This window comes from Microcoleus sp. OTE_8_concoct_300 (assembly GCF_031383065.1).
GTDB lineage: Bacteria > Cyanobacteriota > Cyanobacteriia > Cyanobacteriales > Microcoleaceae > Microcoleus.
The window spans coordinates 14,394-39,056 of the sequence record NZ_JANMZH010000013.1 but is presented as its reverse complement, the minus strand read 5'-3'; the positions used below and the strand labels follow the sequence as shown (position 1 = coordinate 39,056).

At 45.1% G+C, this 24,663-nt stretch carries 28 protein-coding genes; 18 read left to right on the top strand and 10 right to left on the bottom strand.

Annotated features, from left to right (window positions below; translation table 11 throughout):
* Positions 1-435 precede the first annotated feature (435 nt).
* Positions 436-624, top strand: coding sequence for a hypothetical protein (locus ACUVJL_RS00960; RefSeq protein ID WP_445244128.1), 189 nt, complete (start codon positions 436-438; stop codon positions 622-624).
* A 274-nt stretch (positions 625-898) separates the two neighbouring features.
* On the opposite strand, the gene ACUVJL_RS00955 is transcribed toward ACUVJL_RS00960, so the two are convergent.
* A complete protein-coding gene (locus ACUVJL_RS00955) occupies positions 899-1,714 on the bottom strand; it encodes an FkbM family methyltransferase (RefSeq protein ID WP_445244127.1) in 816 nt (271 codons plus the stop codon).
* Between the two features lie 212 nt (positions 1,715-1,926).
* Positions 1,927-2,433: a hypothetical protein gene (locus ACUVJL_RS00950; protein ID WP_445244126.1), complete on the bottom strand. Its 507-nt coding sequence runs from the start codon at positions 2,431-2,433 to the stop codon at positions 1,927-1,929.
* Between the two features lie 137 nt (positions 2,434-2,570).
* On the opposite strand from ACUVJL_RS00950, the gene ACUVJL_RS00945 reads away from it, so the two are divergent.
* From ACUVJL_RS00945 to ACUVJL_RS00910, 8 genes are all read left to right on the top strand, one after another.
* Positions 2,571-2,813, top strand: coding sequence for a hypothetical protein (locus ACUVJL_RS00945; RefSeq protein ID WP_242720156.1), 243 nt, complete (start codon positions 2,571-2,573; stop codon positions 2,811-2,813).
* A gap of 317 nt (positions 2,814-3,130) precedes the next feature.
* On the top strand, positions 3,131-4,213 hold the full coding sequence (locus ACUVJL_RS00940) for an ATP-dependent 6-phosphofructokinase (RefSeq protein ID WP_445244125.1): 1,083 nt from the start codon (positions 3,131-3,133) through the stop codon (positions 4,211-4,213).
* Between the two features lie 94 nt (positions 4,214-4,307).
* Positions 4,308-4,484: a hypothetical protein gene (locus ACUVJL_RS00935; RefSeq protein WP_445244124.1), complete on the top strand. Its 177-nt coding sequence runs from the start codon at positions 4,308-4,310 to the stop codon at positions 4,482-4,484.
* 4 nt (positions 4,485-4,488) lie between these two features.
* The gene (locus ACUVJL_RS00930) at positions 4,489-4,911 is read left to right on the top strand and encodes an acyl-CoA thioesterase (RefSeq protein WP_445244123.1); all 423 of its coding nucleotides are present in this window, start codon (positions 4,489-4,491) and stop codon (positions 4,909-4,911) included.
* Between the two features lie 250 nt (positions 4,912-5,161).
* Complete coding sequence (locus ACUVJL_RS00925) at positions 5,162-6,607, top strand: YcjF family protein (protein ID WP_445244130.1); 1,446 nt, start codon at positions 5,162-5,164, stop codon at positions 6,605-6,607.
* Between the two features lie 143 nt (positions 6,608-6,750).
* Positions 6,751-7,365, top strand: a complete 615-nt coding sequence (locus ACUVJL_RS00920) for a Uma2 family endonuclease (RefSeq protein ID WP_445244122.1) — start codon at positions 6,751-6,753, stop codon at positions 7,363-7,365.
* Positions 7,366-7,556: 191 nt separating this feature from the next.
* Positions 7,557-9,041, top strand: a complete 1,485-nt coding sequence (locus ACUVJL_RS00915; protein ID WP_445244121.1) for a DUF697 domain-containing protein — start codon at positions 7,557-7,559, stop codon at positions 9,039-9,041.
* Complete coding sequence (locus ACUVJL_RS00910; protein ID WP_445244120.1) at positions 9,038-9,685, top strand: type I restriction endonuclease subunit R; 648 nt, start codon at positions 9,038-9,040, stop codon at positions 9,683-9,685. Before ACUVJL_RS00915 ends, ACUVJL_RS00910 begins: the two co-directional genes overlap by 4 nt.
* 461 nt (positions 9,686-10,146) lie before the next feature.
* On the opposite strand, the gene ACUVJL_RS00905 is transcribed toward ACUVJL_RS00910, so the two are convergent.
* Positions 10,147-10,836 carry a hypothetical protein gene (locus tag ACUVJL_RS00905; RefSeq protein WP_445244119.1) on the bottom strand — a complete coding sequence of 230 codons (690 nt, stop codon included), beginning with the start codon at positions 10,834-10,836 and terminating at the stop codon, positions 10,147-10,149.
* Positions 10,837-10,979: 143 nt separating this feature from the next.
* A complete protein-coding gene (locus ACUVJL_RS00900) occupies positions 10,980-11,936 on the bottom strand; it encodes a TlyA family RNA methyltransferase (protein ID WP_445244118.1) in 957 nt (318 codons plus the stop codon).
* Positions 11,937-12,200: 264 nt separating this feature from the next.
* On the opposite strand from ACUVJL_RS00900, the gene ACUVJL_RS00895 reads away from it, so the two are divergent.
* A complete protein-coding gene (locus tag ACUVJL_RS00895; protein ID WP_445244117.1) occupies positions 12,201-12,398 on the top strand; it encodes a hypothetical protein in 198 nt (65 codons plus the stop codon).
* Positions 12,399-13,274: 876 nt separating this feature from the next.
* On the opposite strand, the gene apcB is transcribed toward ACUVJL_RS00895, so the two are convergent.
* Complete coding sequence (gene apcB / locus ACUVJL_RS00890) at positions 13,275-13,784, bottom strand: allophycocyanin subunit beta (RefSeq protein ID WP_445244116.1); 510 nt, start codon at positions 13,782-13,784, stop codon at positions 13,275-13,277.
* 337 nt (positions 13,785-14,121) lie between these two features.
* On the opposite strand from apcB, the gene glnA reads away from it, so the two are divergent.
* From glnA to ACUVJL_RS00850, 8 genes are all read left to right on the top strand, one after another.
* On the top strand, positions 14,122-15,543 hold the full coding sequence (gene glnA, locus ACUVJL_RS00885) for a type I glutamate--ammonia ligase (protein WP_445244115.1): 1,422 nt from the start codon (positions 14,122-14,124) through the stop codon (positions 15,541-15,543).
* Positions 15,544-16,292: 749 nt separating this feature from the next.
* Complete coding sequence (locus ACUVJL_RS00880) at positions 16,293-16,457, top strand: hypothetical protein (RefSeq protein ID WP_445244114.1); 165 nt, start codon at positions 16,293-16,295, stop codon at positions 16,455-16,457.
* 59 nt (positions 16,458-16,516) lie between these two features.
* On the top strand, positions 16,517-16,882 hold the full coding sequence (locus ACUVJL_RS00875; RefSeq protein WP_445244113.1) for an SHOCT domain-containing protein: 366 nt from the start codon (positions 16,517-16,519) through the stop codon (positions 16,880-16,882).
* A gap of 50 nt (positions 16,883-16,932) precedes the next feature.
* Positions 16,933-17,328, top strand: coding sequence for a hypothetical protein (locus ACUVJL_RS00870; RefSeq protein ID WP_445244112.1), 396 nt, complete (start codon positions 16,933-16,935; stop codon positions 17,326-17,328).
* Positions 17,329-17,523: 195 nt separating this feature from the next.
* Positions 17,524-17,850, top strand: a complete 327-nt coding sequence (locus ACUVJL_RS00865; RefSeq protein ID WP_445244111.1) for a hypothetical protein — start codon at positions 17,524-17,526, stop codon at positions 17,848-17,850.
* Positions 17,851-17,852: 2 nt separating this feature from the next.
* The gene (locus ACUVJL_RS00860; protein WP_445244110.1) at positions 17,853-18,080 is read left to right on the top strand and encodes a hypothetical protein; all 228 of its coding nucleotides are present in this window, start codon (positions 17,853-17,855) and stop codon (positions 18,078-18,080) included.
* Between the two features lie 149 nt (positions 18,081-18,229).
* The gene (locus tag ACUVJL_RS00855; protein ID WP_445244109.1) at positions 18,230-19,132 is read left to right on the top strand and encodes a ferritin-like domain-containing protein; all 903 of its coding nucleotides are present in this window, start codon (positions 18,230-18,232) and stop codon (positions 19,130-19,132) included.
* A 521-nt stretch (positions 19,133-19,653) separates the two neighbouring features.
* Entirely contained in the window at positions 19,654-20,157 is a 504-nt protein-coding gene (locus tag ACUVJL_RS00850) for a YbjN domain-containing protein (RefSeq protein ID WP_445244108.1), read from the top strand.
* 179 nt (positions 20,158-20,336) lie between these two features.
* On the opposite strand, the gene ACUVJL_RS00845 is transcribed toward ACUVJL_RS00850, so the two are convergent.
* The 5 genes from ACUVJL_RS00845 to ACUVJL_RS00825 form a co-directional block, all read right to left on the bottom strand.
* Positions 20,337-20,738: a hypothetical protein gene (locus ACUVJL_RS00845; protein WP_445244107.1), complete on the bottom strand. Its 402-nt coding sequence runs from the start codon at positions 20,736-20,738 to the stop codon at positions 20,337-20,339.
* Positions 20,735-21,859, bottom strand: a complete 1,125-nt coding sequence (locus tag ACUVJL_RS00840) for an AAA family ATPase (RefSeq protein WP_445244106.1) — start codon at positions 21,857-21,859, stop codon at positions 20,735-20,737. Before ACUVJL_RS00840 ends, ACUVJL_RS00845 begins: the two co-directional genes overlap by 4 nt.
* Positions 21,860-22,075: 216 nt before the next feature.
* Complete coding sequence (locus ACUVJL_RS00835; RefSeq protein WP_445244105.1) at positions 22,076-22,534, bottom strand: divergent PAP2 family protein; 459 nt, start codon at positions 22,532-22,534, stop codon at positions 22,076-22,078.
* Positions 22,535-22,548: 14 nt separating this feature from the next.
* A complete protein-coding gene (crtE, locus tag ACUVJL_RS00830; RefSeq protein ID WP_445244104.1) occupies positions 22,549-23,475 on the bottom strand; it encodes a geranylgeranyl diphosphate synthase CrtE in 927 nt (308 codons plus the stop codon).
* A 204-nt stretch (positions 23,476-23,679) separates the two neighbouring features.
* Complete coding sequence (locus ACUVJL_RS00825) at positions 23,680-24,561, bottom strand: LysR family transcriptional regulator (protein WP_445244103.1); 882 nt, start codon at positions 24,559-24,561, stop codon at positions 23,680-23,682.
* Positions 24,562-24,663: the final 102 nt, after the last annotated feature.

The following is a 24,663-nucleotide window of genomic DNA, read 5'->3' as shown; positions in this document are numbered from 1 at the left end:
TAAATCATTTGTGAATTTCTTACTCCCTCCCCTTAGTAAGGGGAGGGCTGGGGTGGGGTAAAAAATTTACGACTCCTGCAAGAATTGCTATATTACATCAATATAGTAAGTGGAATAAATCTCCCCAAATCAGCCGCTGCTTCTGATTTATACATACAGTGTAATGAATCTGCATCTATAAACTACCAGTAATATCATATCCGATCGATTAACCATAATATTCCGGTCGGGGCGGGTTTTTGAGATGGTCAATTATTGCCAGGTATTGTTTGTGAACCCGCCCCTACAAAAATCGCGGTCGCTCGACCGGACATGATATAAGATGAAAAAAAAGTTGTCTTAAGTCAGCGTGGTATTATCTACTCAAATTCTTAGTTCAATTCCTTTTACGAACTATTTTATACTAAATATACCACTCTTAGCTGTATCTACTATGTGCTGAAACTTGAAGGAAATTTTAAAGTTTCTGTTTACAGAGAAGTTAACGGAGAAAACAAAAGAGAAATTATTTCTGAACAGAACTTTGAGAAATGTCAATTCTCAGAGCCTGTAAAAATCTTACCAATAAATCTCCTTCAAAATGAAAGGCTGGCAGAATATACAGCTGATTGCAAGCTTATATAGCAATCCTAAATGATTATACTCGTTACCAGGCAGAGCCTGGTAACGCATATCCGGAGGCTCTGCCTCCATTGTCGCAGCCGAGGCAGAGCCTCTGGACATCGGTTCCCAGGCAGAGCTTGGGAACCAGTTAAAGGCTGGCAGAATATACAGCAGATTGCAAGCTTATAGAGGACAATAGCAGCATTTAGAAAACCAGTTTTTTAGATGTTGAGGATTACTTAAATAAGCGTGCGAAGTGCGACCAGGATTGGGTACCAGATGGAAAGAAATTGAGTTAAATGATGACATAATCTTCGCCCAAAACAGCTTGACTGACCTGTGGTTCCGGCTCTACTGGGTCGCTGTAATGAGTGTCAATGTATTGGATCAAACTTTCCCGATAAGCTTTGAGATGCGAGTTAAGTGCTTCGAGATCCTGCTGTCCTGTTGCGAAACTACTATCTCTTCTAAATTGACCCGATTCCTTAACAAAAGCCATGTCAACTTGCCACAAAGCTTTATCAGTCGGCCGATATGACAAATCAACAATATCGTAAGCTGCGAAGCCTTGGGACTTCATAAAGCTCATTACATCATACATCTGACCGAACAAAGTAACTTCTACAATTACATATTCAGTCTGCTGCAAAATCTCAGTTGCTCCCGCTAAAACATCTATTTCCTGTCCGTCTACATCTACTTTAATTAAATACGGACCTGACAAGTTTCTTTCCCTGCATATTCCATCCAGGGTAATTGCTGGTATGTTTCTCAAATAAGGATTGCTGCTGTCAGTAACGCGATTTTCAGAAAGTGAAGAATGCAACATACCGGGACTGACGTTGAGGGTGAAAACTCCCGATTCTTTGGTCGCTGCTGCAATAATGTATTCTGCACTTTTGAGATTGCGGCAAATTTTTGCGAGATAAGGTTCATTTTCGGCGATCGGCTCAATTAGCAAATGTCGCGCATCGGGGAAAGTTTCGTAAAGGTTAAAAGTTCCCAAGGCGGCACCGACATCAATTACAGTTTTTGGTTCAAAACCTAATTTTTTCGCCAGCAGCAAGCTGCCTGACATCGAGTTTCTGGGAGTTCCTATTTGTTGGTTCACAATTTTTTTCCTAATTTGTTGAAGCTAGATAAACGTCAAATGTGTGGGATGTTAGATTAGTTGCTCAATCTAAAATGTTCCACTATTCTATACATTTTTTTAGTGACAGGCTTTTGGGTCTGTTCCACAAGAGACAATAGAATTGATTTGTAATGGAACAGGCCGAAAAGCTTCTGAGATTGTTGCTAGATGTGAGTCAACCCAACTTACTACTATTTCGCCGACTTCTGCGCCTTGTTTTCTGGTTCGACAGATTGCAAAGCTTCGTCGAGAATTGCCCGCGCTTCTTCGGCTTTACTTCTAGCTTCTCGATAGCGGACGTTAGCTTGAGCAAAGTTTTTGAGAACCTTGAAACCATCTTTCAAACGACCAATTTCCTCGGCGGTCACAGCCTCATCTGTAAACAAAATGTCGATCGCCGCCCGGATTTTGAGTGCTTCTTCGCGGGATTCCATGACTTTCAATTTGAGACTTGCCAAATTGCTCAAAATCTGCACGGCTTCAGTAATCGCGTCCTCGCCTTCAGACGCAGCATCTTCGATATCCTTAACTTCAACAAACTGCTTGGGCCCAAATCCCTCTAGCAGTTCCGTAGGCAGCTTGCCCTCATCCATGAGTTCCATCAGCCGATCCATCGCTTCTTCGCGGGCTTTAGCTGAATCTTTCCCTTTGACAGTTAAAATAATTTCGGGGCTTTGAGGAAGTGTATAGCGAACCATATTTTGACAGCCTGTGCGCGAAAACAATTGAATGATATTTTATCTTTATTCGATCGCCAGTTGCAGCTATCAATCTGCTCCCTTACCAACTGCTTGCCAAAAGTTGACAGATATGCACTCACAAGGAACGCTCCACCATGAAAGATAAATTTCTTAACTTGCTTAACTTGCTTTTAGTAGCTGATGTGTTTTTCGTCTTTGCCATTTTTGGGTGGTTTGTGATCGCAGTAGCGGGTCGATCGACCGGGGTGAATCTCGGTTTTGATTTGTGGTACAGTCTCTGGCAGCCCGTATTTAATCCCGCCCTGGGAATTCTTATGGGCGGTGCTATTCTCAGCGGTATAATTAACCAAGTTTCTAAACGCCTCAATCCGAAGTAAAATTGATGTTTTGTTGGAGACGGTGATTGGCGATGCTACGCAAGTTAGCGATCTTCCTTGTGGGATGCGTCAGAGATGAGGTACTCAATTAGGTAGGTCGATGAAGCTTGAAAATACATAAGTAGTCAAAAACGAGTGAACGCTCCCCAAAGGAGCGATATCTTATGAAAGCAATCACAAAAGTTATGATAGCTTTACATTCTGTTACAGAGTAAAGTTTATTTTCGCCTACCTATTTACGTCGAAAATCAGGATGGGACGATCGGGATCTAAAAATATCCACTCATGTTCTGAGGAACAAAAGTCGGGCATTAATTATGGGAGAACAAAAATGTATCGGTATCCTCACTAGCGGAGGTGACTGTGCAGGCTTAAACGCAGTTATTCGAGCCGTTGTCTACCGGGCAACGGCAACTTACAATTGGAAAGTGATGGGGATTCGTCAAGCCACCAACGGATTGATGAGTCGTCCCCCTGAAGCAATTCCCTTGGATATTGAGAAAGTAGACTCGTGGCTCACCATTGGCGGTACGATGCTAGGCACGACAAATAAGGGCGACCCTTTTGCTTTCCCGATGCCTGATGGGACTCTACGCGATCGTGCTGAGGACATTATCGAAGGCTATCATCAACTAGGTCTGGATGCCTTAATTGGCATTGGTGGCGACGGCAGTCTCGCCATTCTCAGGAAGATTGCTCAACAAGGTAATTTGAATTTAGTTGCTATTCCTAAAACTATTGATAATGATGTCGGAATTACCGAGCGTTCCATCGGTTTTGATACTGCTGTCAATATTGCCACTGAAGCACTCGATCGGTTGCATTTTACTGCGGCCAGTCACAGCCGCGTCATGATTGTTGAAGTCATGGGACGCGACGCCGGACATATTGCAATTAGTGCCGGAATTTCTGGGGGAGCTGATATAATTCTGATTCCCGAAATCCCTTACACAATTTCCAAAATCTGTGCCCAAATCCAAGAACGCCAAGACCGGGGAAAAAACTACTGTTTAATTATAGTAGCGGAGGCAGTTCGCACTGAAGAAGGCGAGTTAGTAATGCACACAAATCGCTTAGGTCAAAGTCGATTAGGCGGAATTGGTCAGTATTTAGCTGATACAATTTCTGACTGCAGCGGTGCAGAAACTCGCGTCACCGTTTTGGGACACATTCAACGCGGAGGGACTCCTTCATCGCTAGAAAGATTAATTGCTTCTGCTTTTGGCATCGCAGCAGTTGATTTAATTGCCGAAGAGAAATACGACTGCATGGTATCTTGGCAAAAGCGGGAAGTTGTGAGCGTTCCTCTGGAAGATGCGATCGCCAAATACAGACCTGTAGACTTCGATGGTACTCTGGTTAAAACGGCCCGCGGTTTAGGGATTTGTCTGGGAGACTAAGCAATTACCCGTCCGATTTCTCAAAGATTTAGTCCGGGACGCACTCAGAACCAAGAAACCGGGTTTTTCAACCGAGACTGAGGGTTTTAAGCCAGTGTATTGTCGTAAAAAAACCAAGGTGATGACCGTCTGTGCTTCCAGGACTAAGATTAACCTGGAAGCAGTGACGTTTCAACTATTTAGTGTAACTTGCAATCAGTTCCGATCGAGTATCGACCCAGAGCGCGATCGCACTCGGAACTACAAAATACCGCAACAAGTGGAAAGGTGAGAAATTGGCACCATTTACTGCACAAATTAGAGTGCGCCATTACGAAATGGACGCCCTCGGTCACGTCAATAATGCTGTCTACCAGCATTATTTAGAACACGCTGCGATCGAACATTTAGAACACTTGGGATTTACACTCGATCGCTACCGGGAATTGGGCGGCGTCTTTGTAATGCGGCGGATAGAGATTGATTATTTGCGATCGGCCGCCGCGGGCGATCGACTTGAAATATCCACTTGGATAGAACAAATGCGCGGCCCGCGCGCCGTCCGCCGCTACGAGATTCGCTTAGGTGGAAGCGACCAAATCTTGTTAAAAGCAGAGGCGCTTTGGGTTTGGGTTGAAGTTACCACGATGCGACCGCGAGCAATTCCCAAACAAATAATTGATATTTTTGAATCACAATCTCAAGCATTACCAACATAGAGAAAAAATCAACTATTATATTTGCAAAATCCTGTAAAAATCTCTTGGTTTGTAGTGAGGACTTCAGTCCCCTATTCCCCGTTTGTAGAAGTGCAAAAAGTTGATTGTCGCCGGGGCCGCAAATCCCGATCGCAAAAAGTCGGATCGCCAGCCTGCCAGTTTGGATGCTACAGAGGTACGATGGAATATAGGGAGGGAGGCCAAGCCCGGTAAGGTTAAGCTTGGCGACAATACCCACAGGAAGGGAAAAATGACACTTAACTTGCGGCGACCGATTTTAATTGGCGGAATAGGACTTTCAGCGGCGCTGTGGCTGTTGGAAACTCTACAGCATTCGGGTTCAGAAATGGGCGAAACGGCACTCATCGGTTTGGCGGCCGCCGGTGCAGGGTATTGGTGGTGGAAACAACAATCCCCCAAACTCGAACTCGAGCTCCCCCAACCCCTAGCGAACCGGGAAGCAGCCGAAAAAGCGATCGCGGCTTCAGAAACCGCAATTAAATTGCTAGCCTCAGAAGCTCAAAACTCAGCAGATCCTGCTCATCTAACAGCAAAGCTCGATCGCCTGGGAGCCGAATTAGACAGACAAGATTTACGGATTACGGTAACGGGCGGCAAAGCTGTCGGCAAAACTGCTTTACTTCAAGTTTTAAATTCTAATTGGGCATCTCAACACCCGCAAAAGCTTAGTTTACAAGAAACAGCACCGCTGTTTGTTAATACAAATGCCGATCCCAAAATCTACGGTGATTTAGTGCTGTTTGTGACAGCGGGCGACATCACAGATTCCGAATTTAAAACATTATCTCAGCTAGCGTCCGCCGGTCAGCGCGTGCTGCTAGTCTGGAACAAACAAGACCAACATTTGCCAGCACAGCAGTCGCAAATTTTGCACTCTTTGCAGCAAAGAATGCAAGGAATATTGGGGACAGAAGATATAATTGCGATCGCAGCTTCTCCCAATTCTATTAAAGTGCGCCAACACCAAGCGGACGGCACATTTCAAGAACGGATCGAAAATCAAGTCTCTCAACTTGAGCCGCTGACGAAAAGATTGACTACAATCTTAACAGCAGAACAGCAACAATTGGTCTGGGCGAGTGCAGTGCGCGAGGCTGCAAGTATCAAGTTAGAGGCAAAAACCTTATTGAATGGAGTCAGGCGCGATCGGGCAATTCCCATTATCGAACAATATCAGTACATCGCCGCCGCCGCCGTTTTTACTAATCCGGTTCCAGCTTTAGACTTGCTAGCAACAACCGCCATCAGTACCCAACTCGTAATCGACCTCGGCGCTATCTACCAGCAAAAGTTTTCCTTAGAGCAAGCTAAGACAGTAGCGGCAACTTTGGCCAGTCAAATGTTTAAATTGGGACTAGTAGAACTGTCTACTCAAACTATTTCTGGACTGCTCAAAAGCAATGCTGTCACCTACGTAGCAGGAGGCGCAGTGCAGGGAATTAGTGCAGCATATTTTACCAGAATAGCGGGACTGAGTTTAATTGAATATTTCCAAAGTCGAGAAGCGGAAAATGCTGGAATAGGCTTTTTAAATATCGACCAGTTGACTAAAACTTTGCAAGCAGTATTTACGCAAAATCAGCAAGTTTCCTTCTTGCAATCTTTCGTCAACCAAGTAGCGAGTCGTCTCTCGCCTCAGATATCTCAATCCGAGGCTGTTAATTCAGCCAATTAAGTTAAAATAAAGCAACAGGCAAGATGCCTGTTCCACAAGAAAGTTTTGTTTATTGTGGAACGGGCATCTTGCCCGTTGCCAGACTCGATCCGGGAACCAGCTAATATTTTCCTTCTTCCTTCTTCCTAAAGAAAGTTTGCACGATGATACAAACTCACCCAAAAATACTAACCTTTGAAGAATTTCTAGAAGACAAAGCCGAGAACAGATGCTACGAACTTCACGACGGGGTAATGGTTGAAAGGCAGCCAACAGGAGAACAGGAAGATATCACGGCATACCTTGTTCAAGAATTTACGCTGCTCTACACCCAACTGCAACTTCCATACCGCATTCCCTCGAAAGCGCTAGTTAAGCCACCAGCTAAAGATACAGGATATATCCCCGATCTTTTGCTATTAAACCGTCAGGCTTTAGCATCCGAACCCTTATGGTTCAAGTCAGCAACAATCACCCAAGGAACCTCTATCCCGCTACTTGTTGAAGTTGTCCGTACCAACAGGCGCGACGATTATCTCAAAAAGTTGGCAGATTACGAAATGATGGGAATTCTCGAATATTGGATTGCCGATTATGCTGGATTCGGCGGTATACGTCATATTGGCGACCCCAAAGAACCCACCCTCTCGGTTTGCCAGCTTGTGGACGGAGAGTATAGAATTAGACAGTTCAGAGGGAGCGATCGCATTATTTCACCTACATTTCCCAATATGGAGCTCAACGTTGAGCAAATTTTCCGAGGCGGATCTGATGGTTAGGGAAAATAACAGGCAAGATGCCTGTTCCACAATAATTTTTTGTTATTGTGGAACGGGCATCTTGCCCGTTCAATATTTTTTGGAAAATTAGCAACTAAAAAGCTAGATTTTTTTGAAAAATTGTATTAAAATAAGAAATAGAATTTATAATTCCACGCTAAATTATACTTGCTTAAAAAAGCCGATCGCCAATGGCTGACAATTCCCTTCAAGAAAATCGCTTATCCCTAGCCCGCGCCAGTTTGCGCGAATCCCTGGCGCGCTATTCCCACCTGCGCCAAGGCAAAAAAAACTCGAATAATACAGAATTAGAAGCGGCACTGCAAAATCAGTTAGATATCTTAACTTCTACCTCAGAAAAACTAGAACACAACATCATTCGCATTGCTACTTTCGGCCTAGTCAGCCGCGGCAAATCAGCCGTCTTAAACGCGCTTTTAGGTCAAAAAATCCTGCAAACAGGCCCTCTCAACGGCGTGACTCAGTGGCCTCGTTCCGTGCGCTGGAGTGTGCCTTTATCCTTCCTTGAGAGCGATGAATCCCCCCAACCCCCCCTTGGCAAGAGGGGGCAAGGAGGGGTGCAAGTTGAATTAATCGATACTCCCGGACTTGATGAAGTGGGCGGCGAAGTGCGCGGCGAAATGGCGAAACAAGTAACTCGCCAAGCTGACTTAATTCTGTTTGTCGTTGCAGGGGATATCACCCGCACAGAATATCAAGCACTGTGCGAATTGCAAACAGCTCAAAAACCGCTGATTTTAGTTTTTAATAAAATAGATCTTTATCCAGAATTAGACAGAAAAGCTATTTACCAAAGTTTGCAAGCGCTGGGAAATTCAGAACAGTTAGCAGCCGCTGCGGTAACAGATGAAACAGATCCCGAAAATTTGTCCGATCGCCCAAACAACTCATCCCATAAATCTACTGCAAAATCACCCACTAAAATTGCCAAATCTTTAGAAATAGTCATGGTAGCCGCCGAACCAGCGCCGGTGCAAGTGCGGGTGGAATGGCCAGACGGAAGAGTCAGTCACGAATGGGAGTCGCCGCCTGCACAGATAGAGGAACTCAAACATAAAATTTTGACAATTCTTAACAGAGAAGGTCGATCGCTCCTCGCTCTGAATGCTTTAGTTGAAGCTAGAGATGCCGAAGCAAATATTGCCCGTCAAGTTCTCAAATTGCGGCAAACAGAAGCCGAAGATTTAATCTGGCAATTTGCGAAATATAAAGCTTTGGCTGTCGGTTTAAACCCGGTGGCTTTCTTGGATGTAATGGGAGCAACTGTGGCAGATTTAGCCTTAATTCGCTCTTTATCCAGACTTTACGGTTTACCCATGACTGGTTACGAAGCGGGCAAACTTTGGCAGACTATTTTCTCCAGCGCTGGCGGCGTACTTTTGGGAGAATTGGGTAGCAGTTTTCTGTTGGGATTTGGCAAAAGTGCGGCCGTTGCGGCCCCGCAAATCGGCTTTTCTACTTTTGCCGGAGTTGCTGTTACTCAAGCTAGTTTAGCAGCTTACGGAACCTACGCTGTCGGTCGCGCCGCCCAAGTTTATTTAGAAAAAGGCTGCACTTGGGGCCCCCTGGGACAAGATACGGTAATTCAAGAAATTCTCGCCACCATCGAGCGTAATACAATTATCGATCGCTTGCAGCAAGAGTTTAAAATATGACACAAACAACAGCCATTACTGAAATCATCCAAACTTTAGCAGATGTTGAATCTCGATTCAATATTACGCGAACAGAATCCGAGGGATTTTTCCCAGAATGGTATGCAGATTTACCCGAAATTACAGAAGTCGATAAAGCCGCCCTCAATTTAATTCGGCGGCGATATCTCTATCATTTAAATGATGGAAGCCTTCCAGAAGGAACCGTTACGCTAATCATGGGTTCGCCTCTATTGGAACGAGCGGGTTTTTACGATCCACCTTTTAAAAGGATGGCTGAAAAATCTCTACAAATTGTTTTAGATGACGAGGATGATGAAGTAGAAACCCTCAAGGGACGGATTGATGTTTTAGTGATGCAAAATCAGTTTTGGGTGACACTCTTAGAGTCGAAGCGCACTACCATTTCAGTAATGTCTGCACTTCCCCAAACACTAGCATACATGACCGCCAATCCCCGCAAGGATAGACCGAGTTTTGCTGCGATGACAAATGGTAGTGAAATTGTATTCGTCAAGCTAGACTTTCAGAATCCGCCTAAATATGACTTATCAAGAATATTTTCACCTGTTCCTCTAATGAACGAACTTTATACGGTTCTTCAAGTCTTGATAAAAATTGGTCAACTGATTGTTCAGCCCTAAAAATAGTAGTTGACTAGGGTGCGTCAATCGATTTTAGATTTTAGATTTTAGATTTTAGATTGAAGCATTGACCCCACGGAGAAATTCGGGGGCTTGTTTAAGCTGTCGCGCATTTAAATTGTATATTCAGGGCGGGCGGGACGCCCACCCCACAAGACTTTAATTTTTTTTGACCTACAATTTAAATGCCGCAACAGCTTATCGGATACAGGTTTTTTATTTCTCCACGGATGAATCCGGGAGCTTGTATCCTCGATGCTTTCGGTCAGAAGAGCGTTATTTCTTAAGAATCGAAGAGCTAGGATCTATCTGAGATGTTGCACCATTCTCAATAAGCTTTTTATGAACAGGCTTTCCGGCCTGTTCCACAAAGAGTGAATTTTCTTGTGAAGCCGGAAAGCCTGTTCTTGAGAATGGTGCAAGATGTGAGATATATCGAAAATCGAAAATCGAAAATCGTATCACCGTCTCGCGATTCTAACGCCTTCTCTAAAATGAGCGATGGTCGCAATTACCGCTATAGAAAAGTAAAATATTCTAATTAGCCAAAAACAAACCTGCATTGACCAAGAAACAATAGTCGGAGCAATACCTGTTAACTGTACAAATCTGGAATTAACTTTTTTTTCAAAGCTGTCGAGGTCTTTCATCTCAGATTGTTTCGTCGGAATAACCGGAAACTGACCAGTATATACGTAATAACCGAGAAAACCCGGCACTCCTACTTTTCTATTCAAAAATGAGTTAGTTAATGTTGCAGTTTCCGCCGGCAATAACTTATCCGATTCCCCTACTTTTTCCAGCCAAGAATTATATCGGATGGCTGGCGTAATCATAAAAACTAAGGGAACTATAAGTATCAACAAAGCCGCACTAATTTTGCGACCGTATTTAGGGGGTAGAAGATTTGTTGCCACACCCACTCCCATACCGATAAAAGCAAATACCAATATATTTAACAGTTCAATAATTTCGATGCCTCTCAACAAATCGCCGATAATCAGAATTGTATATAATAATTTGTCTGCCAGTAGCAAAGCTGCCCATTTGATGACAATTGAAACGCCTACAATAGTAGCTACACTCGCCACATATCCGATGGCACCTAGAACGTACAGTAAAACTGAACCGGCTTGTTTTAATGATTGCATGGAATTATTCACTCTTGTGAAAGTTGAGGAGTCCGATTGACAAAACAACTTGAAAATTTAGATTAATCTGGAGTTCCAAATTAGACTTTTAAAATTGATTAGCTTGACATCAGGAAATTAATCTAAAATCTCAAATCTCAAATCTACACTCGATCGACAAGTTCCCGCGCGGCCGCTTTGGTGACTTCTGCGATCCGTTCCTTCACAACGCTCTCTTCGATCGCCTTGGGCTCAGACTCCTGTTCGCGATCGAGCCCCAACCATAAAAGATACTCGATATTACCGGCCGGGCCAAGTAAAGGCGACCACGTTAAGCCGCGTTGCTGCCATCCTAAAGCTGTGGCTGCCTTCTGGACTTGAAAAATCGCATCAGCTTGAGTTGCTGAGTCTCGCACTACGCCTTTTTTCCCGACTCTCTCGCGCCCTACCTCAAACTGCGGCTTTACCAGCAACACCGCTTCTTTTGGTGGTGCCAACAATTCCCACAGCGCCGGTAAAATCTTATCCAGGGAAATAAACGACACATCTACTACCGCCAAATCTGCATAAGCCCCTATTGGCAAAGAATGTTGCTCCCCCCCTTGACAAGGGGCGGCTGGGGGGGGCGAATTGCCGTAAGGAAAAGAATCTTGCTCCCCCCCTTGACAAGGGGGGGCTGGGGGGGGTGAATTGCCGTAAAGCTCAGTAGGAGTCATATACCGCAAATTGGTGCGTTCTTTCAAAATTACCCTCGGATCGTTACGCAAGCGCCAATCTGCTTGACCGTAGCCAACATCTACGCCGTAAACTAGGGCGGCGCCGGCTTGCAGCAAACAGTCGGTAAAACCACCTGTGGAAATGCCGCCGTCGAGACAAATTCTGCCTGCAACGGGAATCGCAAAAACTTCTAAAGCTTTGGCTAATTTGTCGCCGCCTCTAGAAACATAGCGCGATCGCTCTTTAATCTGAATTTTTGCTGCAATGTCAACCTCAGTGCCCGGTTTGTCAACTATCTGTTGGTTGATGGAGACTTTCCCAGTCCGAATCAAGGCCTGAGCTTGCTGTCTGGAACTGCACAAATTTAGGCTGACCAATAAAGTGTCTAGTCGCTGTTTAGCCAAAGTTTTTAATCTGTACCGATAGGATTAATGACAGTACCAGATTAGCACTTACGTACCAGTCCGAGGGGGGATTTTTGGCGATTATTGTGGTTTTTCTATCGTCGCGCGGCGATCGCCCCCAGCTCACATTATGTGACTGAGATCGCTCTGAGTGTCTAGTTGGATCACAGATAAACATTCATAGAATCACACACAAATTTTGGGGACTAGCGGATGATTTAAGTGCTGCTAAAAGGGCTACAAATACCATCAGGGCGATCGACCATGAAAACCATTAACTTTCCACTCAGGAATCCGGCCAATTATCAAGAAAATCCCCTCGCCTTCGTCAGCGGTGACATCATCCACATTCTTTACCCCAACGGCGAAGTAGAAGCAACAACCGCCGAACGAGTCGATCGGCGCCAAACCAAAAGTCCCCTGGACAAATGCCTCGTCTGGGGATGTGTTGGCGATTTTTAAGATTTGTTGCAAAAAAGGATGCAACTATAGGGAAAGTCCAAACCCTTAATTCATCAGTCATTCCCAATTCTTCAAATCTTTAATCTAAAATTTTTAATCTACAATCTTTAATCTAAAATCTTTAATAGTCCTGGACGCCGCTGGCACACTCTAATCGACTTGTAGGGTGCGTCATACCTTGATTATGAACGGATTCTCAAGGGTGTAGGATAGTAGAACACCTTACTAATTGTGACACTTGCCTCTAGGACTATTTAATCTAAAATTGTATAACCCTTGACACTCCTGGGCCTGAAGGCATGAGGATTCTTAAGACATTTCGGTCTTAATATCCCGTTTTGCGTGGGTTTCCTTGCCTGACTACCTTTGCTTGTTGAGCGTGGTGATATCTTTTGGACGTTGAGGTGCATTGCACTCGCGTAACGCGAGAGTCCCCAGGTACCAATTCCCAAGCTCTATTTCTAATCGTTTTTGAGATTAACTTTTATTACGATTTTTCCCTGCTTCGCAGCCTGATACTCAATTTTTAAAATCCACATTTATTGTAGAATCTGTTTACTCCCAACTCAAGCAATGTTTTACATTAAGTAGATGAGTATGAAAATACATAAGTAGTCAAAAGCGAGCTAAACGAAGTGAAGCCAAGCAATAGAGCGGGGTTACGCTAGCTTTACATTCTGTTACATGAAGTGGTGTATTTGCCCCTACTTACTTAACTATGGAAAAGCCGTCAAGGTGATGACGGGGTTTTCCACCCAAAATTATGATAAAAAAAGATCGCTTGGAGGCTGTGATGCCAAAAAAAGCGATCGATCCCACTGCTGCTAACTGGAAGCCACAAGTGCCATTTTCTGCTAAAAGAAGTAGCAAATTGACTTAAATATCTTGTTCGCTCAATTCGCGAATCATGTAATCAAAAGGCTGCTCCAAAAAAGACCCCACAGCCAAGCCAGCAGCTTCCACCTGAGCCTTAACCATCTCCTTCATAATGCTAATCCCCATCACTGTCGGACCAATGGGAACGCCCAAAGAATTGTAAGTTTCCCGCAAACCTTGCAGCACGCGCTCGTCGAGTACGTCGGTACTTCCAGCCACCAGGGCGTAAGTAGCATAGCGCAAGTAGTAGTCCATATCCCGCAGACAAGCCGCGTAGCGGCGAGTCGTGTAGGCATTTCCGCCCGGACGGATCAATTCCGGCTGTTCGGCAAATAGCTGAATACCAGCTTGCTTGACAATTGCCGCAGCATTGCTGTTAATCGCCGCCGCTGCCTGTACCCGTGCCGTGCCTGTTGCAAAATAAGATTTCAACCGATCGATACCATCCCGGTCTAAATACCTACCAGCAACATCATAATTTTCAATCAGGCTCGTCACTGCATCGCGCATAAGTTTCTCTCCCAAAAATCTTTATCAATACTTTGCTATCTGAGACAGACAGCCTATTGTAGACTACTACAAATCGGCGTTTGATTAAGATTTGAGATGGGATTTTCACTCTAGGTAGTCAATCCCCGGCAAACAATCCTAAAATTAGGCCGTTTGCCTTGTATCTTCAGCCGAAAAATCGACAGGGCAAGAATCACGAACTGCCCGGCCACACTGGGCAGCAATTTCAAAATTTTGTAGCCCTAGATACAAAATATTGGGTACTGAAGGCCTACGATCGCCCAATCAGTATGAAATCGGCCGATCGCCAAGACACAAGCAATATCAGGAGTAAGTCATGTTCCAGACGCCGCAAGAAGCCTTAAACTACATAAAAGAAAATCAAATCCAGATCGTTGACCTAAAGTTCATCGATATGCCGGGGATCTGGCAACACCTTTCCCTGTACCACGACCAAATCGACGAAACCGCATTCACAGACGGCGTACCCTTTGACGGTTCCAGCATTCGGGGCTGGAAAGCCATCAACGAATCAGACATGACGATGGTCATCGATCCGACCACGGCTTGGATGGACCCGTTCATGGCAGAACCGACGATCAGCTTCATTTGCAGCATCAAAGAACCACGCACGGGGGAACCGTACAGTCGCTGTCCCCGCACCATTGCCCAAAAAGCCATAGACTACTTGCTTTCGACCGGTCTCGGCGATACAGCATTCTTTGGCCCGGAAGCAGAATTCTTTATTTTTGACGACGTTCGCTTCGACCAAACCCAAAATTCCGGCTACTATTACGTAGATTCGATCGAAGGTCGCTGGAATTCCGGCAAAGAAGAAGCAGGCGGCAACCTCGGCTACAAACCGCGTTACAAAGAAGGTTATTTCCCAGTAGCACCAACCGATACCTCTCAAGACATGAGAACGGAAATGCTGCTGACAATGGCAAAATGCGGCGTACCCATCGAAAAGCACCACCACGAAGTCGCCACCGGCGGTCAATGCGAACTCGGTTTCCGATTTGCCACTTTAGTACAAGCCGCCGACTACTTGCTGACTTACAAATACGTAATCAAAAACGTCGGCAAAAAATACGGCAAAAGCATCACCTTTATGCCCAAACCGCTGTTTAACGACAACGGTTCGGGGATGCACGTTCATCAGTCGATTTGGAAAGACGGCCAACCTCTATTTGCAGGCGATCAATATGCAGGTTTCAGTCAAATGGGACTGTATTACATCGGCGGCATTCTCAAGCACGCACCGGCACTTTTGGCAATCACCAACCCCACGACCAATTCCTACAAGCGTTTAGTTCCGGGCTTTGAAGCGCCTGTAAACTTAGCTTACTCTCAAGGGAATCGATCGGCATCAGTGCGGATTCCGTTGTCGGGAACCAACCCCAAAGCCAAGCGGTTAGAATTCCGCTGCCCCGATGCCACATCCAATCCCTATTTAGCATTTGCAGCCATGCTGTGCGCCGGCATTGACGGCATCAAGAATCAAATCGATCCGGGCGAACCTTTGGACGTGGATATCTACGACCTTTCCCCTGAAGAATTGAGCAAAATTCCTTCAACTCCCGGTTCCTTGGAAGGCGCTTTAGAAGCTTTAGAAAAAGACCACAGTTTCTTAACTGAAACCGGCGTATTTACCGAAGACTTCATCGAAACCTGGATTTCCTACAAACTCGACAATGAAGTCAACCCGATGCGGCTGCGTCCTCACCCCTACGAGTTTGCTCTCTACTACGACTGTTAGATAGTTAAAAATCAAACATCAAAAGTTGAGAATTATCATTTTTGATGTTTGATGTCTCATCGAAAAAAGACCGTCTGCAACGGCGGTCTTGGAACAACAAATAACAAATAAGAAATAATAAATAATAAATAACAATATCGAGTAAGCTGTTGTGCATCTAATTTGACAGTCAATTTTTCTACAATTCTTGTGGCACGGGCATCCTGCCCGTCTCTGTATTCAATTTAGATGCGTAGCAACTTACATTTTTTAGCAAGAGTTAACCTACCTTTGTCAAAAACATAACATTGCATCACCCCTGTCAGTTACTCTATTTTTAAATATAAAGTTTTGTAAATATTTCAAACTTTGGCTGTAATTACGTTGTACTAGATTATGGATGATAAAAATCCGTAAAAATCATTGCTTTTATTTTTTTTTAATTGGTCTGTCTAAGCTACAAATCAAAGGAGTGTAAAATGGCAAAAAATTATTTTGTATCTAACAATGAACAAGACCTGTCTAGTATTTAGAGAAAATTAATTATTTGGTTCACCAAAAAACAATATGAACTAGATAATACGGAAGCAGAGGGCAATTTTTTTATTCAAGCAAAAAAAACTGGTAAAATCCGAACATTATTCGGAACTAACTCAGCCTTCCAAGTTAAAATATATTGGTCTAAAGACCCAACTGTTCCTCACGAATTCACTCTCGAAACTAGCACAGGTCAGTGGCTAACTAATCTAACTGGTGCTGGGGTTACAGCTATGTTTACGGGAGGATTTACAGTATTAACTGGTTTAGCAGGAGCAGGATGGTCATTAATTATAGAAAACGAAATTATTGGCTATGTTGAAAATGATCTGAAGTTTAAAAAAATCCAAAAAGCTGAGGAATTGGAGGCAGGACAGCTACAACTTCACCTCAATTAATTCCACGTAATTCTTCACAAGCTGATTCTATTGTTAATTCTAATGCCAGGAAAAAAGCTTTGGAAAAAGTAGCTGAAGACCTCCATAAATTAGAATCAGCATTGGCAAATGGAATCTTAACTGATACAGAGTTTAATGTCAAAAAATTAGCGTTAGAAAATAAGATTGATGAGTATGAGGTGGAATTCTTAATAGAAGAAAAAATTGACAAATTTCAGAAAGCTTTCTCTGAAGGAGTTTTAACTGCTGATGAATATGAAGATAAAGTAAAAGATGTTGAAGAAGCAGTAAGAAGACAAATTTTTCAAGGACGATATGAAAAAATCAGGACAGAAAAGATTGCTAAACTCAAAGAAGCTTTAGACAACGGTATTTTAACTGAAGAAGAGTATCAAGCAAAAATTACCTCAGACTGGGGCAATTAGTTGAATAGAAACTTATTTATATAGAGCAAGGCTCTATGAGAAGATTGGGCATGAAATATACTATCCCTGTTGAATTTGCATTTTGTATTCAACTCTGTTTAGCTCAGGCTGTTCTTCCTGAGTTCTCTAGTTCTAGTGGAGATTTCACAATGAGATGGCTGCGCTCTCATGAGGAGAGTTGTGCTACTAGAGAACCACAAGGTTATTATTCTTTATCAGGAGGTGCTAGTGGTCTGCTATATCCTACAGATTGTGGTAGTGCTAGTCGTGGTGGTGATAGTGCTGAATACAGGTTCATCGATACCAATGGCGCTGAAAGATGTGCGGGATCTATGAGTATGTTATTCGGAACAAGGGCCGTCAAAACAATATGGCAGATTCAAGAAGCTGTTTCAGGTTATCCCTGTAGCACTCTAGGCAAAAGTTATGAGGTTAGGCTGTATTAAGTAGTCACATGGTTTGCTTCAAAACCGAAAAGCGCTGCACCAGTCAAGATCAGCAAATGCTTAAAATGATTCACAGTCATTAAATATCCTTAACAGGATTATTACATAAAGAGTACGCTTAAGTAATTATAATTGAGTTTGTAGCGATCGTAACCAGTCACAAATAACAAATAACCAATAACTAATAACCAAAGAATGTCCGATATTTTTGTGATGATCCGCAATCAAAATAATGTCGCCATGACTTCAGTTGACGGCATTGCCTTCATTACTTTACTGACTCGGGACGGACGGGTTCTGCTCGAGGAGACAGTTGCCTTGATGGAGGCAGATGCGGGATTTGATGACTTGGCAGCAGGACAATATACTGTAATAGTCAGGCACGAACGGGTTGAACCGCGCTCTGCCACCTGGGATGTCACGATCGGCAATGAAGATCAAGTAATCATACTGACATTTGTCTATCTAGAACCCGAACGGGTACTGCTTCGCATTCTAGCTACAGTTGAAGAGAGACTATAACCATGACAGCTAAAGTTATTCCATCACAGTCAATTAAAATGTTCCGCTATCGAGTGCATTTCTTGGCAAAAGACCTTTGGAAGGAGAAAAACCCAGTTGGTCGAATGAATCTGGCTTTGCAGTTGGCGGATGCCGCGAGTACGCTGGCTAGACTGGAAGTGGAGGAGGCACGAAAATTTCAAGAAGAGTCGGCTTCGGAGGATCTGGTTTCAGAATCAACTGAGAGTTGATATCAACTTTGGGAATAGGGCATCGGGAATAGGGAATAGGGCATTGGGAATAGGCTATTGACAACAAAGTTCTAACTTGCTTCCGGAATTAGGGATCCCAAAAACTGCGTTACACTTATATAGGTATCTTTACAAAACAACATAAAAGCATGACTGTTGCCTATCCCCGCAAGCTGCGCAACGCAATGGGAGCGCGCGAAATTTTAGCTCAAGTAGTACGCGATCGCGAAATTCACCTGATCACCCTCAACCGCTACCGCTACAGCGAACAGCGCAGTTGCAAAGACCTCACCGACTTGATCGAACGGCTAGACGGCGAACCGGCAGAACTCGTGCGCGACCTCTCCCGGCACATTTCCGACGAAGCGCGACACGCTATGTGGCTCACCGACTTGCTGGTAGACATCGGCCAAAATGTGGGAACACCGCCGGGAGTCTCCTACATTGACGAATTTGAAAGGTTGCTCGACAGCGAGCAAAAAGACCCCGCCAAGGACGGCGAAGACTTTGTAATTTCTTCCCTAGCCGCGATTAACGTCACCGAGAAGCGGGGCTGCGAATATTTCTCAGCGCACATCCACGCCCTCAAACAGGCTCCCCAAACCGCAGAAAACGTCAAAATCCGCGAAACAATCGAAAAGATTTTTCCCGAAGAAGCTGGTCACGTCCGCTGGGGCAACCGCTGGCTGGCCCAAATCGCCGACAAAAGCCCGGAACACCGCCAGAAGGTGGAACAGGCAAAGCGCAAGTATGTGGCGATCGAACAAGCAGCTTTTGAATCGGGAATGGATATCATGCTGGGGGCAGAACTCCGCCGCGTCACGCGCCTGGTGGATATTGCCAACACCATGCCGATGTGGGAACGCCCGCAATACCTCATGGAACGCTTGCCCAGAACCCTGCTGGCCCCCGACCTGCAAATGACCAGAGTCGATGTAGCTCAGCGGGCCTGGAACCGCGACCCGCAGGCATTTGTGGAGAAATTTGTGCCGATGTTCCTCAACGGCTTGAATACCGTTGAGAAGAAGCCGGCGACTAAGCCCAAGGCTTAAACAGAAGCGAGGCTCGGACTCTGGAGATGGGTTCCCAGGCTCTTCCGGGAAGTAAGCTGTCCCGCATTTAATTTGTCAGCTACTGTTTCTTAAACTCTTGTGGCGTGGGCAGCAGAACCCGCGATCGAGCTTCAATTTAAATGCCAAATAGCTTAACCAGTAGAAGACTTAATGGTATTCTACTCGTTACCAGGCTCTAGCCTGGGCAGATCCGGAGGAAGAGCCTCCCGTGTTGCCTGGGAAACAAGCGACAAGCGAGACAGAGCCTCTGGACATGGGTTCTCAGGCTCGGACTGGTAACGCAGATCCAATGGCTCTGCTTCCCGTGTTCTACTCGTTCTCAGGGAACTTACCCACGAGGTATCCGAAACAGGGTTTTTTGCCTGGGAGGGGCTTTTTCACGATCGGTTTTTGCCAAGAAACCCGGTTTATGAAGGTTTTTGTGCGTCCAGGACTATTTTTGTAAGTCCTAAATAGGAAGTAAACTGATTATTGGAATAGTTTTCCGTCTAAATATAATCATGACTACCAGCGAGCCGAACATACAAACAGCTTCCGCAGAAAGCCAATCGAGTGAAAGCGCGATCGCCTCCGAGCAGGTCGAAAAAGCCACAGCCGTCACCTATGCAGAAGAAATTGAAACTGTCATCGCCAGCATGGCTGTAGACCAAAAAGTGATGGTCGGTCAAAATGAAGCTGGCGGACATCTTTGGAAGTTTAAGTACGGCAGTGTTGAAGTGTTCGTGCAACTCAGCGGCGAAACCGAAGATGATACTTTGACTGTTTGGGCTTTTGTACTGCAGTTGCCGGCGAAAAATGAAGCTCAATTAATGCGGAAAATCCTAGAAATGAATTGGCTGTCTACTTTGGAATCTCATTTTGCCATTGTTGACAATCAAGTTGCGGTAATATCGACTCGGACGATCGCCGAAATCTCGGCCGGGGAAATTTCTCGGGTTATTACTATTGTCGCCACGATCGCCGATGACAACGATGACCTGCTGCAAGCAGAATTCGGTCAGTAGTCATTAGGGTGCGCGACTTTTGAGCGCTCCCAACTCCGCTAAATTATTGGCAGTCGCGCACCTCACATTTAAGTAGCGTGCGCGACTTTTGGAGCTATTTATTTAAAGAGAAATGGTTTTACAGATGAAGCCATACGATCTAATTCTCCTTTGTTGTGTTTGAGAAGATTATGTCCCCATCACTCATTTGTGTTGTCAGAACAATCTTTTGCAAGAGCTTCTCCAATCTCCTCAAAAGTCTTTTTGATGTCTGTCCTTAGATTCTCTGGTTCAGATAGCACTCCCAGCACGAATACTCTTGCTTCTAGATCGTCTGGAATATGACGTTTTACATAACTCAACCGATTTTCATCATCATCGAAATCAATGAGCAAAACCATCCTTCTTTCTGGTAATTGTCGCATTTCAGACGCATACTCCTTCGTGAATTCCTCCACAGTTTTTATCCAACCACCACGAAGTGGCAGGACTTTAACAGCACGGTTATTAAGGTTTGGCCCAAGAAGAAATCCGTTGGCAATCTGGCGATTAGCATCATCTTCGGCAAACACATGAATGTGGGGTTGATACTTATTACTCATAGCTCTATGTCGCCACCAATCAAAGCATTTATCAGGTCGCCTTTAACAGACATCTCACTCAGCGGTCTGACTAAAGTTGGCTCTAAGTGGCTTTTGCGATCTAATACAAAGGTATTTTCATTTGAAAACTTGCGGATTGCTTCAGGATTATGCGATGTCACTAAAATTTGACCGCTATTTTTAAATGAGCGTCGCAGAGACATTACAAAATGTCCAACCTCCGATAAGGATAGATAGTTATCTGGCTCGTCCCAGAAGCAAAAAAGTGGGCCATAAAATTTGTTGGCAGCCAAGACAACAGCGCAAAGAAAAAAGCATTTCTCCCCGTCAGATAAGTCATTAAATTCAATACTCAGATTCGCATTATTTGCTTCAAACCGAACAATCATGCTTTTCGAGTCTTTGCCGATTAGTTCATTCAGAAAATCCTGAATGTCAGGCATGACTTCTCGGAGATATTTATCAACCTGTGTGTAGGCGGCAGGATAGCGACTCAGTAAGCCCGAAACCCACTCCCCAAAGTTTGAACCATCTCGCTTTGGCTCCAAAGTTTCACCGTTTGAGTCTCCCGTCATCAAGCTGGGAATCGGAGCTAAAATGATCATGCGAGCCAGCCAAGTCTTGAAAATATGAAGCGGATCAGTCTCAGATTGCTCCTGAATTACGGGCAGGGCAACAAGATGCCAATCTACCCGAAACTGAGCTTCACGATTTTGGGAGCTGGTGTGAAGAGTGACTTGGGCTTCTTTTCGAGAGTAAATTGGCTCTCCTGCAACTAGCAGTTGCTCTTCAAAAACTCGAAGCTCTCTAAGTTTTTTTGGTAAATTTAAGGCAAGGACATATTTGTATAATTTATCTTGGAGTAATACTTCTATTTCAAACCGGATCGGAACATCAGACCTTCCACGAGCGAAATCTTTCGAGCTGATAAGGTTAAGTTTTTCAAGGTCGCGCATTCTATTGATGCCTCGACAAATATTCTGAAGGACTTCTAATGCAGAGGCAATAGTTGATTTACCTGCACCATTTTTTCCAATCAAGAGAGCAGATGGCATCCCCTTTATGGGCAGTTCAAAGTTTTCTAGGCATCTGAAGTTGTGTACGTATAGTCTTTGGAGCATAGCAAAACAATTCCAAGGAGTGGGAAGTGAAAAAACTTTTTGAACTTTTTGAAGTGCTTAATTAGGGAATAGGCATTGCCAGAAACTTCCAAAAAGTTCGGGTGCTTTTCTGAGCTAGAGACGGAGGAGTTGCCGAACTATTAATCCCCGCCGCCAACTTTTTCCTCCAACTCGTCAAAAAACACCACTGCCCCAAATTTACTCCATACTTAAAACTTAATATGCAGGCCCTGCGATCCAAGCAATAGTGATTCCCAGCCCCAAACCGACAAGCACTTGAAAAGGAGTGTGTCCCAGCAACTCTTTCAGGCGAGCCTCATTAAGGTTGTGATCTTCCTCAAAAAACTCGTCAATAATTTGGTTGAGGATGCGAGCTTGCTTGCCTGCTGCTTGGCGGACGCCTGCTGCGTCGTACATCACAATAATTGCAAAGATCGCTGCGATCGCAAAGTCCGGACTTTCCCATCCCATCGTTTGTCCCACTCCAGCAGCCAAAGCGCCCACAAAAGACGAGTGAGCGCTGGGCATTCCCCCCGTTGTTACCAAATACTGAAGATTAAACTTGCGATTTTTGACTAACTCGATCGGCAGCTTCATGATCTGAGCCGCCAGACAAGCGAGCAAAGCAACCACCAGTACATGATTGTTTAAAATGCCGCTGCAAATTTCCTGCATAGTGTTTGGTATTTCTAGTTACTGCGGCTGGTAATAAAATCGGCGATTGCCAGCAGCGGTAGAGCTTTGCTCCCAAACACTGCCAATTGAGCCTTAGCATCAGCAATAAGCTGCGAAGCTTGGCGCCGAGACTCCTCAATTCCCCACAAACTGGGAAAAGTGACTTTTCCTGCTTGAACATCTTTGCCAGCAGTTTTGCCCAGTTCTTCTTGGGTAGCCGTAATATCCAGAATGTCGTCAATTATCTGGAAAGCCAACCCAATATTTTGAGCGAAACGAGACAGCCGCTGCAAATCCGCAGCCGAGGCCCCAGCCAAAATTGCCCCACAAACTACGCAGGCCTCTAACAGCGCGCCTGTTTTGTGAGCGTGAATGTAATTCAAAGTTTCCAGAGAAATATCTGTCTTTCCTTCGGATTCCACGTCAACCACCTGACCGCCTACAAGTCCAGCAGCCCCGGATGCCCGCGTCAAATGGGCGATCGTCTGCAACACCTGTTGGGGGGGTACGTTCTCAGTTTTAGTGGCGATAAATTCAAAAGCATAGGTCAACAAACCATCGCCAGCCAAAATGGCGATATCATCGCCGTAGACTTTGTGGTTCGTCAGTTTGCCGCGCCGGTAGTCGTCATTGTCCATTGCCGGCAAATCGTCGTGGATCAGCGACATGGTGTGGATCATTTCCAAAGCGCAAGCTGTGGGCATTGCCATAGATGTAGTGCCACCGGCCAGTTCGCAGCTAGCGAGACACAGGATCGGACGCAGGCGCTTGCCCCCCGCTAGCAGCGAGTAGCGCATTGCTTCGTAGATTTTCTCTGGGTAGATGACCGGGAGTGCACTGTCGAGAGCTACCTCGATCGCCTCTTTTCGCTTGGCTAGATAAGTAGATAGGTCGAAAGAGGATTCCGGTTGGGACGAACCCATTTCTGTTGCCAATACCATCCCTTGCTCTCTTGTACTGAATAATTACGTGGAATATTCTGAGCCGTTGGGGTCGGATCGTGCCGACTTTTACGGCGGTAGTTGCTCGAACTCCGAGCATCAATTAATTATTCTACGGGTGTTGTTGCACAGAAAATCTTTGAGTTTTAATAACTTTGTCAAATTACCAGTCAATCTCAAATCTACAATCTCTTTTCTCAAATCTCAAATCCCCTGCAGCAGTCTGGCGACTTCCAAAAACCGCTGCACCGCAGCCGTTGGATCGCTGCGCCAAATTAGAGCGATCGTCACAATGCAGGTTGATTCTGGTAACGCTTTGTAAACTACCCCGCTGCGCTGGAAATTTTGCATCGACGCCGGGACGATCGCCACTCCCATCTCGGCAGCTACCAGACTCACAATGGTTTGCATTTGAATTGCTTCTTGAGCCGCGATCGGGCTAAAACCTGCTTGCTGGCAAAGACTGACGATCGGATCGTACAACCCCGGAGCCAGGGAACGGGGAAATAGGATGAACGGTTCCGTGGAAAGTTCGCGTAATCCAAGATGCGCGCGGGAGGCCAAAGGATGCGTTTCTGGCAGTGCCACGATCAGCGGTTCTCGAAAAATGATTTCAGAATTTATCCCGTCTTCCTCAACCGGAGGCCGCACGAAGCCGATATCAATTTGCCCGAACCGCAGCCGCTGCAACTGTTCGTTTGTCGTCAGTTCCTGCAGTTCCAGCTTAACGGCGGGACACCGAGTGCGAAAGGCCTGCAAAATGGCTGGAACCACGTTGTGGGCGGAGGAACTCACAAAGCCGATCGTCAGTTGGCCGAGTTCGCCCCGACTGGTTTGTCGGCCGAGTTGAATTGCTCGATCGACTTGCTGCAGAATTTTCCCAGCCTCCTCGAAAAAAACCTGTCCCGCTGCCGTTAAATGAACTGTCCGCTTAGTGCGGCGAAACAGTTGAAACCCCAACTCGGCCTCTAAATGCTGGATTTGTTGGCTCAGCGGAGGTTGGGCAATATGCAGTTTTTCGGCTGCACGAGTGAAATTCAGTTCCTCTGCAACTGCAATGAAATAACGCAAATGCCGAAGTTCCATAAGTCCCCATGATTGATATTTTAAAAGTATAAGTGGTTAGTCAAACATATATTGGACATTGATGATGATATTTCATACAGTGATTAATAGGCGAAGTTGAGA